The organism is Flavobacterium sp. (assembly GCF_031422135.1).
In the GTDB taxonomy this organism is placed as follows: Bacteria; Bacteroidota; Bacteroidia; order Flavobacteriales; family Flavobacteriaceae; genus Flavobacterium.
In genome coordinates this window covers 157,620-172,520 of the sequence record NZ_JANOQD010000030.1, presented here as the reverse complement: position 1 = coordinate 172,520, position 14,901 = coordinate 157,620, and the positions used below count along the sequence as shown (strand labels likewise).

General features: G+C 32.1%; 16 protein-coding genes. 8 read left to right on the top strand and 8 right to left on the bottom strand.

Annotated elements, in window-relative coordinates; all coding sequences use genetic code 11:
• Positions 1 to 79: 79 nt before the first annotated feature.
• Positions 80 to 679 carry a hypothetical protein gene (locus RMO70_RS05100; RefSeq protein WP_310555336.1) on the bottom strand — a complete coding sequence of 200 codons (600 nt, stop codon included), beginning with the start codon at positions 677 to 679 and terminating at the stop codon, positions 80 to 82.
• A 91-nt stretch (positions 680 to 770) separates the two neighbouring features.
• On the opposite strand from RMO70_RS05100, the gene RMO70_RS05095 reads away from it, so the two are divergent.
• Entirely contained in the window at positions 771 to 998 is a 228-nt protein-coding gene (locus RMO70_RS05095; protein ID WP_310555335.1) for a helix-turn-helix transcriptional regulator, read from the top strand.
• A 6-nt stretch (positions 999 to 1,004) separates the two neighbouring features.
• On the opposite strand, the gene RMO70_RS05090 is transcribed toward RMO70_RS05095, so the two are convergent.
• Both RMO70_RS05090 and RMO70_RS05085 read right to left on the bottom strand, forming a co-directional pair.
• The gene (locus RMO70_RS05090; protein ID WP_310555334.1) at positions 1,005 to 1,373 is read right to left on the bottom strand and encodes a hypothetical protein; all 369 of its coding nucleotides are present in this window, start codon (positions 1,371 to 1,373) and stop codon (positions 1,005 to 1,007) included.
• 413 nt (positions 1,374 to 1,786) lie between these two features.
• Positions 1,787 to 2,893, bottom strand: coding sequence for a helix-turn-helix transcriptional regulator (locus tag RMO70_RS05085; protein ID WP_310555333.1), 1,107 nt, complete (start codon positions 2,891 to 2,893; stop codon positions 1,787 to 1,789).
• A 135-nt stretch (positions 2,894 to 3,028) separates the two neighbouring features.
• Between RMO70_RS05085 and RMO70_RS05080 the strand changes: the two genes are divergently transcribed.
• The gene (locus RMO70_RS05080) at positions 3,029 to 3,583 is read left to right on the top strand and encodes a DNA-3-methyladenine glycosylase I (RefSeq protein ID WP_310555332.1); all 555 of its coding nucleotides are present in this window, start codon (positions 3,029 to 3,031) and stop codon (positions 3,581 to 3,583) included.
• Between the two features lie 13 nt (positions 3,584 to 3,596).
• Positions 3,597 to 4,112: a M23 family metallopeptidase gene (locus RMO70_RS05075; RefSeq protein WP_310555331.1), complete on the top strand. Its 516-nt coding sequence runs from the start codon at positions 3,597 to 3,599 to the stop codon at positions 4,110 to 4,112.
• A gap of 3 nt (positions 4,113 to 4,115) precedes the next feature.
• Here RMO70_RS05075 and aat read toward each other — a convergent pair whose 3' ends face one another.
• From aat to RMO70_RS05060, 3 genes are read right to left on the bottom strand one after another with little or no spacing between them, the layout of a single operon-like run.
• On the bottom strand, positions 4,116 to 4,751 hold the full coding sequence (gene aat, locus RMO70_RS05070) for a leucyl/phenylalanyl-tRNA--protein transferase (RefSeq protein ID WP_310555330.1): 636 nt from the start codon (positions 4,749 to 4,751) through the stop codon (positions 4,116 to 4,118).
• Between the two features lie 55 nt (positions 4,752 to 4,806).
• The gene (locus RMO70_RS05065; protein ID WP_310555329.1) at positions 4,807 to 5,184 is read right to left on the bottom strand and encodes a DUF3127 domain-containing protein; all 378 of its coding nucleotides are present in this window, start codon (positions 5,182 to 5,184) and stop codon (positions 4,807 to 4,809) included.
• Positions 5,185 to 5,187: 3 nt separating this feature from the next.
• Positions 5,188 to 6,063 carry a flavin reductase family protein gene (locus RMO70_RS05060; RefSeq protein WP_310555370.1) on the bottom strand — a complete coding sequence of 292 codons (876 nt, stop codon included), beginning with the start codon at positions 6,061 to 6,063 and terminating at the stop codon, positions 5,188 to 5,190.
• A 104-nt stretch (positions 6,064 to 6,167) separates the two neighbouring features.
• Here RMO70_RS05060 and RMO70_RS05055 point away from each other — a divergent pair, with 104 nt between their 5' ends.
• The 5 genes from RMO70_RS05055 to RMO70_RS05035 all read left to right on the top strand — a co-directional run bounded on the left by RMO70_RS05055 (position 6,168) and on the right by RMO70_RS05035 (position 11,694).
• Positions 6,168 to 7,313, top strand: coding sequence for a HAMP domain-containing sensor histidine kinase (locus RMO70_RS05055; RefSeq protein WP_310555328.1), 1,146 nt, complete (start codon positions 6,168 to 6,170; stop codon positions 7,311 to 7,313).
• Positions 7,310 to 8,422 (top strand): FAD-dependent oxidoreductase, encoded by a 1,113-nt coding sequence (locus tag RMO70_RS05050; RefSeq protein WP_310555327.1) that lies wholly within the window; start codon positions 7,310 to 7,312, stop codon positions 8,420 to 8,422. The genes RMO70_RS05055 and RMO70_RS05050 overlap by 4 nt, the downstream gene beginning before the upstream one ends.
• Positions 8,422 to 9,159, top strand: a complete 738-nt coding sequence (gene mtgA, locus RMO70_RS05045) for a monofunctional biosynthetic peptidoglycan transglycosylase (RefSeq protein ID WP_310555326.1) — start codon at positions 8,422 to 8,424, stop codon at positions 9,157 to 9,159. The genes RMO70_RS05050 and mtgA overlap by 1 nt, the downstream gene beginning before the upstream one ends.
• Positions 9,160 to 9,245: 86 nt before the next feature.
• On the top strand, positions 9,246 to 10,055 hold the full coding sequence (locus tag RMO70_RS05040) for a DUF4349 domain-containing protein (protein WP_310555325.1): 810 nt from the start codon (positions 9,246 to 9,248) through the stop codon (positions 10,053 to 10,055).
• A gap of 1 nt (position 10,056) precedes the next feature.
• Positions 10,057 to 11,694, top strand: coding sequence for a S41 family peptidase (locus RMO70_RS05035; RefSeq protein ID WP_310555324.1), 1,638 nt, complete (start codon positions 10,057 to 10,059; stop codon positions 11,692 to 11,694).
• A gap of 582 nt (positions 11,695 to 12,276) precedes the next feature.
• On the opposite strand, the gene RMO70_RS05030 is transcribed toward RMO70_RS05035, so the two are convergent.
• Positions 12,277 to 12,723, bottom strand: a complete 447-nt coding sequence (locus tag RMO70_RS05030) for a GNAT family N-acetyltransferase (RefSeq protein ID WP_310555323.1) — start codon at positions 12,721 to 12,723, stop codon at positions 12,277 to 12,279.
• Positions 12,724 to 12,817: 94 nt separating this feature from the next.
• The gene (locus tag RMO70_RS05025) at positions 12,818 to 14,815 is read right to left on the bottom strand and encodes a LysM peptidoglycan-binding domain-containing protein (protein WP_310555322.1); all 1,998 of its coding nucleotides are present in this window, start codon (positions 14,813 to 14,815) and stop codon (positions 12,818 to 12,820) included.
• Positions 14,816 to 14,901 lie beyond the last annotated feature (86 nt).

The following is a 14,901-nucleotide window of genomic DNA, read 5'->3' as shown; positions in this document are numbered from 1 at the left end:
ATTGTGAGAGATAGTTTTTGCTATGAGAAGTCATTACATCCAGTAGTGGCTTTCTCTATTTTTTGAAGTCCTACATAATTTATTTGTTTAGAGTTAGCGAATTAAAATCAAACCTTCCTTCAGTAATTTCGATAACTTCAGAAGGATTGTCTTTGTTATATAATGAACAATTGAATGTACCCGAATAGATAGATGTTCCAACAGATAAATCTGAACGTAAAATTTTTATGATTCCTGAATTAGGCGACGAAAAATAAGTTTTGTTGACCCCATTTATGGTTACGCCTGCAATTATCTGATTATTATTTGGACCATCTGCATATAATTCCCCATTTGACTGACCTACAATATAATCTCCATTGCCATTTTGCATATTTTTAATCCACAATATAATTCCTGAACCGTTAATGTCTTTTTTATTAGCAATTTCTAGTTGCCAATAATCGTTTTTGTCGGGCCAAAAATTATTTCCTTGAATTTTAATTAGACCATAAGTAGGTGAACCTCCAATGGATTGAATTCCGTTTTTAGGAACTAACAACTTACCATTTATGTAACAACCAGCAGTATTTGCACCTGTGGTTGTAATTGGTGGAAGTTGGTCTTGTATCGGTGACGCATCATTGTTTTTGCTACAAGAGGTTAGTACGATTAATAATAGTAAGATTGTGTTTTTCATAATTGTAGTATTTAATTTTCAAAGATAAATAATTTATTTTATGGGATTATAACTCCTATAATATTTTTTGCATATAGAATCATTTTTGTATGTGCGAAAAAAAGTAGATACATCTTTCTTAATTGTTTTTGGGAAAAATCTAAAAACTATTAGAGAATCTAGAAACATTACCCAAGCGCAATTAGCCATTGATTGCGATTTTGATGTGTCTGTAATTTCAAGAATTGAACGTGGTGTGGTTAACACTTCACTATCCAACTTAAAACTAATTTCAACTGCTTTAGCAATAGACCTAAAAGAGCTTTTCGACTTTGAATGATTCTATTTAAATAGGATTTGAGTTACCAGTATCCTTGTAATAATCACCACCCAAGCTTGAGTCTAAAAAATCCATAAGTAGTGCAATGATACTGATTCCAGCAACTAAACTAATAGTTCTAAAATACGAAAACTGCTTAACTTTTATAATTGCTATTTCAGAAACACGAATTTCTTTTTTTATTTTTTCTTTCTTAAAAGTTGCAATAGTATCATTAACGTCTACTAATTTAGCTTTAATAAATGTATTTTTCTCTTGTATTTTATATTTTTTTCCTTCGACTAATGGTGTGTTTTTAATTTCAATACTCCTATAACTAAAACAGCTTTGCAGTAAAGAAATAAATAATAGCAAGTAGATAAGTGTATTTTTCATAGTTTTTTAATTTATAAATTAAGACGAAAGTGAAAGGTTTTTTTTAAACAGAACTTGTTTAAAATTCGAAATCATTAAAATAGATTTTTTTAGAATGTAAACTAAGATTCTGAAACGTAAAATCACCACAAATAGAAACTGATAACGCGGTAATATTTTGATTTATCTTATCTAAAGAATCTTGAAGAAGATATTTTTTTTTCTTTTTTATGAGTGTACTCTTTGTGTTATTAACTTTCTTATGCTCCAGTTTCTTATTTGTAGCATTATTACAGATCAAATTATTAAAGCTTTTTTTCATACTTTAAGATTTATATTTCTACATTTCAAAGATGGATATGCCCTAAAAAAAAGTGTCCCATTTTCTGTAAAACCCAGAAAATGGGACATATTTGTAGAAAATGGGACACTTTTTACAATCCCTTTTCTTGCTTGTATTGTGTTGGAGTTTTGTTTGTAAATTTTGTAAAAGCCCTGTAAAAAGTGGATTTAGAATGAAAACCACATTCTAATCCTATGGAAACAATAGTGTAATGGGAATAATTTGAGCTCCTTAAACATTTTTTTGCTTTTTCAACGCGTAATTGATTTATGTAGTCCGTAAAGTTATAATTGGTGTTTTTTTGCAGAATTTGGGACACATTACGAGACGATATGTTTGTTTCTAATGCTAGATTTTCGATAGTATATGTTGAATCTAAATATTTTTTGTCTTTTAGAATATGATTTTGAATGAAAATAAAATCATTATCTTGATCTATTTTTTGACTCTTAGGTGGCGATGCGTCTATTTCGTTTGATATAACTTCGCGAAGTTTTATTCGTTCGGATAATAAATTATAATGAAAAAACCCTTGATATGCAATCCAATATAGCACTATAGACGACGAAAAACGCAAAGGATAATATATAGAAATTTCTGGATTTATAACGTTTTCTAAATTAAACAGGATTGCCATAACCCATAAAAACAGTATGATAACCCCTAAAAACAAAAATTGTTTCAACCATTTCATATTGTCAAAAGTCAAAACAAATGCATAGAGTTTAGATTGTCTTAAAAATATCACAATTACTTTAGAAAACAGGAATATCGTAAAAATCACATTAATAATTTCTTCAATTTGGGCATACTTAGCTACAACATAAGTATCTTCATAAAAAAAGATGTAAAACACTATTCTAAACATCAATTCTAATGAAAATAAAGCAATAGATAATGACACAAAGGAGGTGACTCGTTTTTCGAGCTTTAAGTAATAGGTAACAAAAGTATAAAAGGAAGGAATTATGAGCGCATACCAAGGGATTAACAATTTCCTGACAAAGAAATCAACTACTACTAACCCATTGTCTACTAACGTAATTTGAAGATTGTTTAGTGTAAGAAAAAGCACAAATAAGTTGAGATAAATAATCGATTTATCTTTTCCTTTCTTTGTAAAACTAGTATAGATTATAAAAATTATTCCAAGAATAATTCCTATGAGCATAGTGTATTTGAAAATTTCTTTAATCATTTAGAAGGTTTAGGACAACTTGTATTCTTGTTTTCAAGATTTGAAAGATAGTAAATATACTGTCAAAAATTAAAAAAATTAAAAGTCACTATTTTTTAGTATTTTTCATTACTAAAATTTAATTCAAAAAAAATTATGAAAAACCGCTGTGCTTGGTGCTTATCATCGGACTTATACAAAGAATACCATGATTCAGAATGGGGAAAGCCTGTTTATGACGACGCTTCAATTTTTGAATTCTTAATTCTAGAAACCTTTCAAGCTGGTTTGAGCTGGATTACCATTCTAAACAAACGAGAAAATTTCAGAACTGCTTTTGATAATTTCGATTATAAAAAAATAGCCCTTTATTCGATTGCAAAAGAAGACGAATTGCTTCAAAATGTAGGGATTATCAGAAACAAACTCAAGGTAAAAGCTACTATTACTAATGCTGTTGCGTTTATGGAAATTCAGAAAGAATTTGGAAGTTTTAGCAACTACATCTGGGGTTTTGTGGAGGGAAAACCTATTGTAAATAGCTGGAAATCATTGTCAGAAGTACCTGCAACAACTCCAGTTTCTGACGCTTTGAGTAAAGATTTGAAAAAACGAGGTTTTAAATTTGTGGGTTCTACCGTTATGTATGCACACATGCAAGCTACAGGAATGGTAAACGATCACGTTTTAGATTGTTGGACAAGGCTTTAAAGCTTTATCTATTATGAAAAAAAGAAAAAAAATAACACTTCTTATTATCACTGTACTAATCGTTGGTTTTTTGTTTCCCGAAAACTTCTCGATGCCTGTTGAGAATGCGACAAAATTAAGTTACAATCAAGAATCATTTTGGTATTATCCTTGGGGAAAATCAGTGACACACAAGGGAGTTGATGTTTTTGCAAAACAAGGAACAAAAATACATTCTGCAACAAATGGATTTGTACTATATTCTGGAAAAATAAATGTAGGCGGAAACGTAGTTCTAATATTAAGTCCAAAATGGCGATTGCATTATTATGCGCATCTGAAAGAAATCGAAGTTTCAAAATTTTCGTGGGTAAATCCAAAAAAAATCATTGGAACGGTCGGTGCAACTGGTAATGCCGTTGGAAAATCACCTCATCTTCATTATTCAATTGTTACACTAATTCCATATATTTGGAAAATTGATAACGAGAAACAAGGATGGAAGAAAATGTTTTATTTAAATCCTATTGACTATTTAAACCAAGAATAAAACTTATTTTTTTAATATTCTTAAAAAGTCATTTCGAGAAATTTCTCGGCAACCCAAACTATCTAAATGGTCGTTATAAATCTGGCAATCTAATAACTTATAATTTCTTTCTTTTAAGTAATTTACTAATGCTATAAAAGCTATTTTTGAAGTATTACTTACTTTAGAAAACATACTTTCACCACAGAAAATGTGTCCCAAATCGATGCCATACAAGCCCCCTACTAATTCGTTGTTTTGCCATACCTCAACCGACATAGCCTTTTCCATCTCGTGGAGTTTACAATAGGAATCTATCATTTCGTCTGAAATCCAAGTTCCGTGTTGTCCTTCTCGTTTTATAGCTTGACAAGCTTGCATTACTTCATTAAAAGCTTGATTGAATGTAACCCTAAAAGTTTTTTTGTTTATAACATTTCGCATACTATGAGAAACTTTTAACTCGTCTAAAAACAAAACCATTCGTCGTTCTGGACACCACCACAATATGGGATCATTGTCCTCAAACCAAGGGAAAATTCCATTTTCATAGGCAAGAAGCAATCGTTCAGGAGACAAGTCGCCACCAGCAGCCAAAATCCCTTGAGGTGTCGTTAGTGATACAGGCGGAAAATAGAGTTTTGAGGTAAGATATTGCATAAAAGTCAACATTTGTTAATGCAAAAAAAAGCCTCGCTTTCGCGAGGCTGTTGTTTTAGAACGGTAAGTCGTCGTGTTCTTCTTCTTTAAAGTTCGCAGCTGGTTCAAATGTATCAGCTGTTGGCATTGGTGGTGATGATTGCGCTGGTGCATTTGGCGCCAAACGTTCTACTCTCCAACCTTGTATCGCATTGAAATATTTAGTCACTCCTTGTGGATCAACCCATTCTCTTCCTCTTAAATTGATAGCCACTTTTACCGCTTCACCTACTTGATAATTGTTTAACAAATCACATTTGTCTTGAACAAATTCTACTAGAATGTGTTGCGGATATTGCTCATCAGTAGTAACTACTAATTCTCTTTTTAAGAAACTTCCACTTCCTACATTTTTGGCCTCGCCAACCATTTTAATTTTTCCTGTAACTTCCATAACTTATTTTTTAGCTAATAATACTTTCCAGGCAGAAAGTATGTCTTGATTATTCAAATATTCTTTTGCTTTGAGATGCACTTTTTGCTCATCATCTGAACTTAAAACACCTTTTACTGCAAAATTTTCGTTTACAAATATAACAATTTCTTCTTCACTAGGCAAGGCTTCAATATTCCCTAACATACCCAAATCGTTTCCATCAAAAACAGGGCTTTTTTTGATAAAATCTGGAATGACATCAACACCAATTCCTAATGTTGAAATTGGTTTCGGCACTTCAAACAACCCTTGATTGGAACGGGAATACCAATTGCCACCCATTCTAGACACCAAGTCTATTTTATATTGATCGATATTCCCATTTTCGTCAAGAACGGCCTCATTTATATGAATTTTTACTACTTCGCAAATAATTAAATTTCCAGCACCGCCTTCGGTTCCTAACTCAATAATTTCGTTGACTTTACATTCAAATTGTACTGGTGATTCAGCCACTCGATAAGGTTTTACAATATCAGAAGGAATTGGTGTTAAACCTGATTTTACAAATTCGTTTACGCCTTCAGGATATTCGGTACTTGAAAGCGACATTTGTTGCACTATATCATAATTGACAACATTAATAACCACTTGTTTAGTCGATTTTGCGTTCTCTAAAGTATGCTTTGTTGTGTTGCCACGAACTCTTCGGGCTGGTGAAAATATTAATATGGGTGGATTGGCGCTAAACACATTAAAAAAACTAAATGGTGACAAATTTGGTTTTCCATTAGCGTCAATTGTACTAGCAAAGGCAATAGGTCTTGGACTTACTGCGCCTTGCAAATAGCCTTGTAATTGTGCTATGGGAATGTCTTTTGGTGTTATACTGAGCATCATTTTTTATTTCTAACAAAAGTAAGAAAAGGATTTTATTTCAAGTAACATATTTGATTTTCATTACTATCAATTTTTTATATATTTACACCTCAAGAAAAAGTATGCAATTTTCAAATAGAAGCACTACCACGCGCTGGGTTTTAATCGTTATTTCCTTCCTAATCACATTGTTGATTTTATGGAATACCTTTACTTTTTTGCAAATCTACAAGAATGAAGAGCGAATGAAAATGGAATTGTTTGCACAAGCTCAAAAATCGATAAACAATGCAAAAGCAGATACCGATGTCGATTTGCCTTTTCAGATTATTACCAACAACACCTCAATACCGCTTATTTTAACTGATGAAAAAGACGTTGTTTTGAGTTTTGCAAATATTGATGAAGAAATTATGCAAGACACAATCCAAGCAAAATCTTTACTGAAAAAATTCAGAAATCAAAACATTCCTGTAAAAATGGAATTAACTAGAGGTCAGTTTCAATTTGTAAACTATGCAGATTCGCCATTAATAGGCAAATTGAAATACTACCCTATTGCGTTGTTATTAATTATATTTTTGTTTGGCGCATTAGTTTACAATTTTTATAAAACTTCAAAAATAGCAGGGCAAAACAAACTTTGGGCCGGAATGGCTAAAGAAACTGCACATCAAATAGGTACGCCACTATCCTCACTTATCGGTTGGGTCGAAATTATGAAAGCGGATAATGTGGATCCAACGACTGTTGAAGAAATTGAAAAAGACATTTACAGACTTCAAAACATAACAGACCGGTTTTCTAAAATAGGTTCAGAGCCTAGTTTAGAATTAAAAGATTTGGTTGAAGAAACTAAAAATGCGTACGAATATTTGCAATCTCGTTTTTCTAAAAATGTTATTTTTGCATTCAAAGCCACAGAAAATGAAATCCCTATTATGATAAACCCAACATTGCACAGTTGGTGTATTGAAAATTTAATCAAAAACGCCATTGATGCTATGAAAGGAAGGGGTTCTGTTTCAGTAATTATTGAAGACGATGGTGCTGTAACCAAAATTAAAGTAACCGATTCTGGAAAAGGAATTCCAAAAAACCAATTTAAAACTATCTTTGAACCTGGTTTCACTACCAAAAAAAGAGGATGGGGATTAGGGCTTTCATTAACCAAACGAATAGTGGAAGAATACCATAAAGGAAGAATAAAAGTGTTGCATTCAGAAGTTGATAAAGGAACAACAATACAAATAAGTTACAAGAGATGAATTTAAGTTATTGGGAAATCAAAAACTGGTTTACTAACGTCGATTATACCATCGTAGGAAGTGGTATTGTTGGACTACATTGTGCCATTAGATTGCGTGAAAAATTCCCTCAAAGCAAAATACTGGTTCTCGAAAAAGGGATGTTACCCGAAGGCGCAAGCACCAAAAATGCTGGTTTTGCTTGCTTTGGAAGTTTGTCTGAAATTATTGATGATTTAAAATCACATTCAGAAGAAGAAGTAATCCAACTTGTTCAAAAGAGATATAACGGATTGCAATTGTTAAGAAAAAAACTAGGCGATGAAGCTATCGATTACAAGCCTTTCGGAGGCTATGAATTGTTTTTAAAAGATGATGAATCCACATACAATGAATGTTTGCAAAAACTACCTTTCATAAACGATCTTTTAAAACCCATCTTCAAAGCAGAAATGTTTGAGAAAAACATTGATCGGTTTGGATTTAACAACATTCACGAATACAGCATTTTCAACCCATATGAAGGGCAAATTGATACTGGAAATATGATGCAAACACTACTTAAAGAAGCGTATTCGAAAGGTGTTTCGATATTAAACAATCAAAATGTTTCGGCTTTTCAAGACAATGGTAATTCTGTAGATATAAAGGTGAATGATTTCAGTTTTACTTCATCAAAAGTATTGTTTGCTACCAATGGTTTTGCGGGCGAATTGACCAATCACGAAGTTAAACCCGCTCGTGCTCAAGTTTTAATTACCGAACCTATTAAAAATTTAGACATTAAAGGGACTTTTCATCTCGATAAAGGGTATTATTATTTTAGAAACATAGACGATAGGATTTTATTTGGTGGTGGTAGAAATTTAGATTTTGAAGGTGAAAACACTTCAAAATTTGGACAAACACAACATATTCAAGACCATTTAGACCATCTTCTCAAAGAAGTTATTTTGCCCAATCAAGAATTTAAAATTGCCCACCGTTGGAGCGGCATAATGGGATTAGGTTCTCATAAAAGTCCAATAGTTAAACAATTATCAACCAATGTGTATTGTGGTGTTCGACTAGGCGGAATGGGCGTAGCCATAGGAAGTTTAATAGGACAGGAATTAGCAGATTTAATATAATGGCACCAAAGAGACCAGTAAAACCAAAACCTACAAAAAAAAAACCTCCAAGCACTTTCTGGGGAAAAACCAAAAGAATACTATGGAAATTGTTTCTTTGGTTTAATGTTATCTCTATATTTTTAGTCGTGCTTTTCAAATTTGTACCTGTACCGTATACGCCACTTATGGCGATGCGTGCACTGGAACACCATAGTAATGGGAAAGATATGGTGTGTAGTCACGAATGGGTTCCACTTTCATCCATTTCAATCAACTTACAAAAAGCAGTAATTGCTAGTGAAGACGGACAATTTCTAAATCATTATGGTTTCGATTTTACAGCAATGCAAAAAGCATTTAAAAACAACAACAAAGGAAAAAAAATTAAAGGAGGAAGCACGATTTCGCAACAAACCGCCAAAAACGTTTTCTTATGGCAGGGTCGCAGTTATATTAGAAAAATATTTGAAGCCTATTACACCGTTCTAATCGAAATCATTTGGGGCAAAGAACGCATTATGGAAGTGTATTTGAACAGTATCGAAATGGGAGATGGAGTTTATGGAGCACAGGCAGCTGGAAAATATTGGTTCCATAAAAGCGCAAAAAACCTAACTAAATATGATGCTGCAGCTATTGCTGCAATCCTTCCAAATCCTAGAAAATATAAAGCAACAAACTCATCATCGTATGTCAATAAAAGAAAAAATAAGATCGTAAAAGTAATGAGACACATTGGAAAATTAGACTATTAATTCAATTATATATTGTAAATTATTCCCTTTTGGCTACATTTTTGATAAGAAATTAACGTCTTAATGATTTTTAATCCTTTTAAATTATGAAAAAATTATTTGCTTGTATTTGTTTGCTCATCATTGTTTTAGGTTGTAAAGAGGCGGTTGCTTCAGAAGAAGTTGCTTCAGTATCGATGGCTGCTCCAATGGAGAATAAAGACAAAATGGTAGATGCAACTGTTGAAGAAACTGCTCCAACCGAAACCCAAATCATTAGAACCAGCAACTTGCGTTTTGAAACCGATAATTTAACTGATTCGTATCAAAACATCCAAAAAGCAATCGTAAAACACAAAGGAACATTGCAAAACGATGCTTCGGGTAAAGATTATGGATCCACATTTAGGAATTTAACCATCAGAATTCCAAACACTAGTTTTATTCCGTTTCTAGACGAAATTAGCAAAGGCGTCAATCATTTTGATCGAAAAGAAATTTCATCACAAGATGTAACGGAACAATATATTGATTTAGAATCCAGAATGCTTTCAAAAAAAACATTAGAAAAACGTTACTTACAACTCCTTCAAAAAGCCAATAAAGTTACGGAAATAATAGAAATTGAAGGTAAACTTGCCGAAATTCGAGAAGAAATCGAAGCCAAAGAAGGGCAATTCCGATATTTAAAAAATCAAATTTCGATGAGTACTGTGACTATCGAAATGTATACGAACGATGCCTCACAGAGTGGAACAACTTCTTCTTTTGGAGGAAAAATTTGGAACGAAATAAAATCGGGTTTCAACGGTTTGTCGCGTTTTATATTAGGAATTATCAGTATTTGGCCATTTCTTATTATATCGATTTTAATTTTTATCTTTATCAAAAGAAAATTCAAGAAAAAAACCCAATAAGATGTTACAGTTTTTTAAGAAAAAATATATAATTCCAGTGGTTGCCAGCGGATTTTTGTTTGTAGGAGCTAGTTTCAAAGAAGATTTTTTTGAAATCGCCAAACAAATCGAAATTTTTACCACGCTATTCAAAACCGTCAATATGAACTATGTGGACCAGACCAATCCAGGCGATTTGATGGACAAAGCCATCAAGAGTATGTTGATAGAACTGGATCCTTATACCAACTATTTTAACGAGCAAGATGTTGTTAAATTTAAAATAAACAATACGGGCGAATATACTGGAATTGGAGCAATGGTAACTCGCAAAGAAGGAAAATTAATAGTACGCGAACCCTACAAAAACTATCCAGCTGACAAAGCAGGTTTAAAAGCAGGTGACGAAATAATTCAAATTGGCGATGTGAATTTAATTGATTTTAAAGACGATGCCACGCAGCTTCTCAAAGGAAGTAAAAATGCTAAAATTGAGCTGAAATACAAACGAAATGGCGAACTTAAAACTACACAACTCATACTTGATGAAGTGGATGTAAAAGCGGTTCCCTATTTTGGAAAAGTGGATGATAAAACGGGTTATATTGTTTTAGATAAATTTAATGCAAAAGCCACGCAGGAAACCAGAAAAGCTTTAGAAAGTCTTAAAGAACAAGGTGCCACACAGATTATACTTGATTTGCGAGGAAATCCAGGCGGATTGTTAGGCGAAGCGGTAAATATTTGCAATCTTTTTGTACCAAATAATGAAATTATTGTAACCACAAAATCCCATATTGCTAAGCACAACAGTACGTACAAAACATCTAAAGCACCCTATGATTTAGAAATTCCATTGGCTATTTTAGTGGATGGTAAAAGTGCTTCTGCAAGCGAAATTGTTTCTGGAGCATTACAAGATTTGGATAGAGCTGTAGTTATAGGCAGTCGTAGTTTTGGAAAAGGGTTGGTCCAACGCCCCATCGATTTGACTTATGGAACACAACTTAAGGTAACTATCTCAAGATATTACACGCCTTCTGGTCGTTGTATTCAAGCTTTGGATTATTCTAAAAAAGACGCAAATGGTAAAGCTACAAAAACCGATGCTAAAAACTTTAATGCTTTTAAAACCAGAAAAGGGCGTCCTGTTTTTGATGGAGGAGGCGTATTACCCGATATTGAATTGGAAGAAGCAAAATCCAACAATATTGTAGACGCGTTGGTTCGAAATGATGCGATTTTCAATTTTGGAACGCAATATTATTACAAAAATCTTGCTCTTGGGGACAAAATCCCTAACTTGACTGATACCGATTTTGCAGACTTCAAGAAACTCATCAAAACTCAAAATATTTCGTTTGACACTAAGACCGAATTGGCTCTCAAAGAAACCTTAGAGCAAGCTAAAAAAGAAAAAATAGATGCTTCAATAAAAGCTTCTTATGATGCCTTAATGACTTCTGTCCAAAAAGCTGAAGATGCTGAAGTTGATAAAAATAAAGTCAGAATTCTAGACTTATTGAAAGATGAAATCATTAAACGTTTTCAGTACAAAGAAGGTTTGTTTTCCTATTACACCAAAAACAATTCTGAAATCAAAAAAGCTACACAATTACTTAATAATTTAGGAGAGTATAATAAGATTTTGAAAAAATAAAACGCTTTTTTTATTATCTATTACACATACTAACATTAATAGTATCATTAGTAAAAACTAAACCTATATCACCTATTAAATTTTTTTCAATTTCTTGATGTGTCCAAATGTGTTTTATACTATCATTCTCAAAGCTCTTGTTTGCATCGAAAAACTAGTTAAAATTTTATACAATTTGGGTTCTTATTTTTTTCTTTAGGTTCATATAGTATAAAATAATCTCTATATTTTTTCTTTATAGAATATAAAATTACATTATTTAGTTTTCCAGCCTCAATCTTTGCTATTGTATTCTTATCGTTTCCATCAATAGTTATGATTATATTTGATGGGATCAAATTAGCTTTTAGAGATTTATACTCCGTTTTTACCACACATAGATTTAATTCATTGTTTTTTTATCACACAATAGGTAAAATGCACATAATAATATTAGGAGTTTTTTCATAATTCAATTTAACACATACAAAATATTTTTTACTGAATAGGATTTCTAATTTCTAGAAAGAACGCATCTCAATTGCACACCTAAATTTAAAATATTCTATTTATTACTCAAATTTAATATCAATTTTTCATTATTTACACTTTCTTCATTTCAATATGCGGAATATCATCTTCTAAATACTGTTCAGAAGTAACAACAAAACCGTGGCTTTCATAAAATTTTTGCAAATACAATTGCGCCGAAATCGTGATTTGAATTGTACCAAAGTATTTTCCGATTCCTGCAATAGCTTGAAGCATTAAGTCGTTGCCCCATTTTCTGTCTCGGTATTTTTGAGCCACAATGACACGTCCTAAAGAAGCGTTCTCAAAATAATCACCTGCATCAAACAAACGACAATAGGCTGCTAATTCTGAATTATAATAACCCAAAACGTGAATTGCTTTTTGGTCTTTGCCATCAAGATCAAGATACACACAATTTTGCTCTACAACAAAGACTTCGCTTCGCAATTTGAGTATAGAATACAGTTCTTGTGTAGAAAGTTCGTTAAAAGGCTTTATTTGAAATTGAAGTTGCATTGGTCTTGGTTTATTTTCAATAAAAAAGGCGCCAAGTAAATTACTTGACGCACAAATTTATAATTTTAGATTTGTTTTATAACAAGATTATAACTTAAATCTTTATTTTCATTCCTGGTTGTAAGTTGTCTACCTTACCGCCATTCAATTTCTTAATTTCGGCAATGGTTGTGTTGTGTTTTTGAGAAATACTAAACAAAGAATCACCATTTTTTACGGTATATGTTTTAGAGGTCTCCTTTGATGTTTTTAGCTTTTTGTCGTTTTTTGTAATGGAAGCTATGCCTTCTTTTGTTGTAGATATAATTTTGAGCTTCTCTCCTACTCTAACGTCCGAATCCTTCAAGTTATTCCACTCCTTTAAATCTGTCATTGCAACTTTATTTGAAGTCGCTATTTCGAACAAATTATCGCCTTTTTTGACGGTATAATAAGTAGTTTTTGTTTCCGTAAGAACTTCTTTTTGAATTTTGGTTCCTGCTATTATTAATTTATCTCCTGTGTAAACGTTGTTATTCTCTTCGGTAATGTTGTTCCGAAGTTTTAAATCGGCTACTGCTATCTTATTTTCTCTAGCAATACTGAATAAATTATCGCCAGGTTGAACGGTATATTCTTTGGAAACTAAAGGTTTTTCAATGACTATTTCTAATTTATTTTCTTTAGAAACGCTTTTTTTAACCGCTTCATTTTCTGATATGTCAAGTACAACTACTTCTTGATTCGATTGGATTTTGAGTTTTCTTCCTAGTTGAACCGTGTTGCTTCGTATGTTATTCCATCGTTTCATATCAGACAATGCAACTCCGTATTTTTGAGCAATATCGCTTAAATTGTCGCCTTTTTTAACCTTGTAGTATTGTGTTTTAGCAAATGTATTTTCCTTTGAATTTGCTTGTGCTAGTATTGTGTTTGTATTGCCTTTAAACTTGGTAGTATCTATTACTTTTTTAGCTTTTACAATTACTTTTTCTCGTTTGTTAAACGCATAATTTGCATAGGCATACATTTTACTTTCGTTTGATGTAAAAAGAGCCACTTTGTTTACTGGTAATCGTAAGAAATTAAATGTATTTGTTTTACCAGGCACTACATTTCGTTTATATGAAGGATTCAAATATTCAATTTCAGACTCTGGAATGTCTAACAAATCAGATATTTGTTTAAAAGTCATTTGCTTTTTAATGGCAATGGTATCAGTCTGATAATGATTTATTAGTGGTTTTTCTGGTTTAATACCGTGTTCTTTATGGTACTCAAAAATATACATTGTGGCCAAAAAAGCGGGTACATATCCTTGTGTTTCACGAGGCAAATTCTTTTTGATATTCCAATAATTAGTCAATCCACCAGATCGACGAATGGCTTTAGATACATTTCCAGCACCTGAATTGTAAGAAGCTAAAACTAAATCCCAATCGTTAAAAATAGTATACATCCCTTTCATATAGCGAGCAGCAGCATCACTAGCTTTTAACACATCGCTACGTTCGTCAACATAAGTATCAATGTTCAAGTTGTACTGTTTTCCCGTATGATACATAAACTGCCACAATCCTGTTGCTCCCATTCTCGAAACGGCTTTGGGCTTTAATGCAGATTCTACAACGGCTAAATATTTGATCTCAAGAGGGATGTTGTGTTTTGCCATTGCTTCTTCAAATATTGGAAAATAGTATTGAGAAAGTCCCATTAACCGTTCGTAAGATCTTCTTCTATTTTTTAGAAAAGATTTTACAATATTCTCCAATCCTACATTATATTCGATATTAAAAGCTGATTTTTCGTCAAGTAAACGTAATCTTTCTTTGAAAACTTCGGTTGGCAATTCAAAATCTACTGGTGTATCTGGATTTATAGTTTCAATGTCTTTAATAAGATCATTGTAAACCTCTAAATTATTGAGGTCTTTCGCCCACAAATCATCGGTTTTATCGAGTGCTTTATAATTAACGTAAGTACTTTTGAGTGAGTCTAAAAAGGAAACTTTGATTTCAGATTTCTTGATAGTATCTAATGAAACTAAATCTTGAGCAAAAAGTGTTTGTAGTGAAAACAGAAACAGTATAAAGGCTAAATTCTTATTTATCATAATTGTAGGTTTTTTAAAACTTTGTTAATCAATAAGTTGCATTTGGGTTGCAAACATATACAACTTATAACGATATTTGATAAAAA

Excerpts from the sequence above, each read along its gene's own strand:
- RMO70_RS05100 (WP_310555336.1), bottom strand. The coding sequence starts at position 679 with ATGAAAAACACAATCTTACTATTATTAATCGTACTAACCTCTTGTAGC.
- RMO70_RS05090 (WP_310555334.1), bottom strand. The coding sequence starts at position 1,373 with ATGAAAAATACACTTATCTACTTGCTATTATTTATTTCTTTACTGCAA.
- RMO70_RS05085 (WP_310555333.1), bottom strand. The coding sequence starts at position 2,893 with ATGATTAAAGAAATTTTCAAATACACTATGCTCATAGGAATTATTCTT.
- RMO70_RS05080 (WP_310555332.1), top strand. The coding sequence starts at position 3,029 with ATGAAAAACCGCTGTGCTTGGTGCTTATCATCGGACTTATACAAAGAA.
- RMO70_RS05075 (WP_310555331.1), top strand. The coding sequence starts at position 3,597 with ATGAAAAAAAGAAAAAAAATAACACTTCTTATTATCACTGTACTAATC.
- aat (WP_310555330.1), bottom strand. The coding sequence starts at position 4,751 with ATGCAATATCTTACCTCAAAACTCTATTTTCCGCCTGTATCACTAACG.
- RMO70_RS05065 (WP_310555329.1), bottom strand. The coding sequence starts at position 5,184 with ATGGAAGTTACAGGAAAAATTAAAATGGTTGGCGAGGCCAAAAATGTA.
- RMO70_RS05060 (WP_310555370.1), bottom strand. The coding sequence starts at position 6,063 with ATGCTCAGTATAACACCAAAAGACATTCCCATAGCACAATTACAAGGC.
- RMO70_RS05055 (WP_310555328.1), top strand. The coding sequence starts at position 6,168 with ATGCAATTTTCAAATAGAAGCACTACCACGCGCTGGGTTTTAATCGTT.
- RMO70_RS05050 (WP_310555327.1), top strand. The coding sequence starts at position 7,310 with ATGAATTTAAGTTATTGGGAAATCAAAAACTGGTTTACTAACGTCGAT.
- mtgA (WP_310555326.1), top strand. The coding sequence starts at position 8,422 with ATGGCACCAAAGAGACCAGTAAAACCAAAACCTACAAAAAAAAAACCT.
- RMO70_RS05040 (WP_310555325.1), top strand. The coding sequence starts at position 9,246 with ATGAAAAAATTATTTGCTTGTATTTGTTTGCTCATCATTGTTTTAGGT.
- RMO70_RS05035 (WP_310555324.1), top strand. The coding sequence starts at position 10,057 with ATGTTACAGTTTTTTAAGAAAAAATATATAATTCCAGTGGTTGCCAGC.
- RMO70_RS05030 (WP_310555323.1), bottom strand. The coding sequence starts at position 12,723 with ATGCAACTTCAATTTCAAATAAAGCCTTTTAACGAACTTTCTACACAA.
- RMO70_RS05025 (WP_310555322.1), bottom strand. The coding sequence starts at position 14,815 with ATGATAAATAAGAATTTAGCCTTTATACTGTTTCTGTTTTCACTACAA.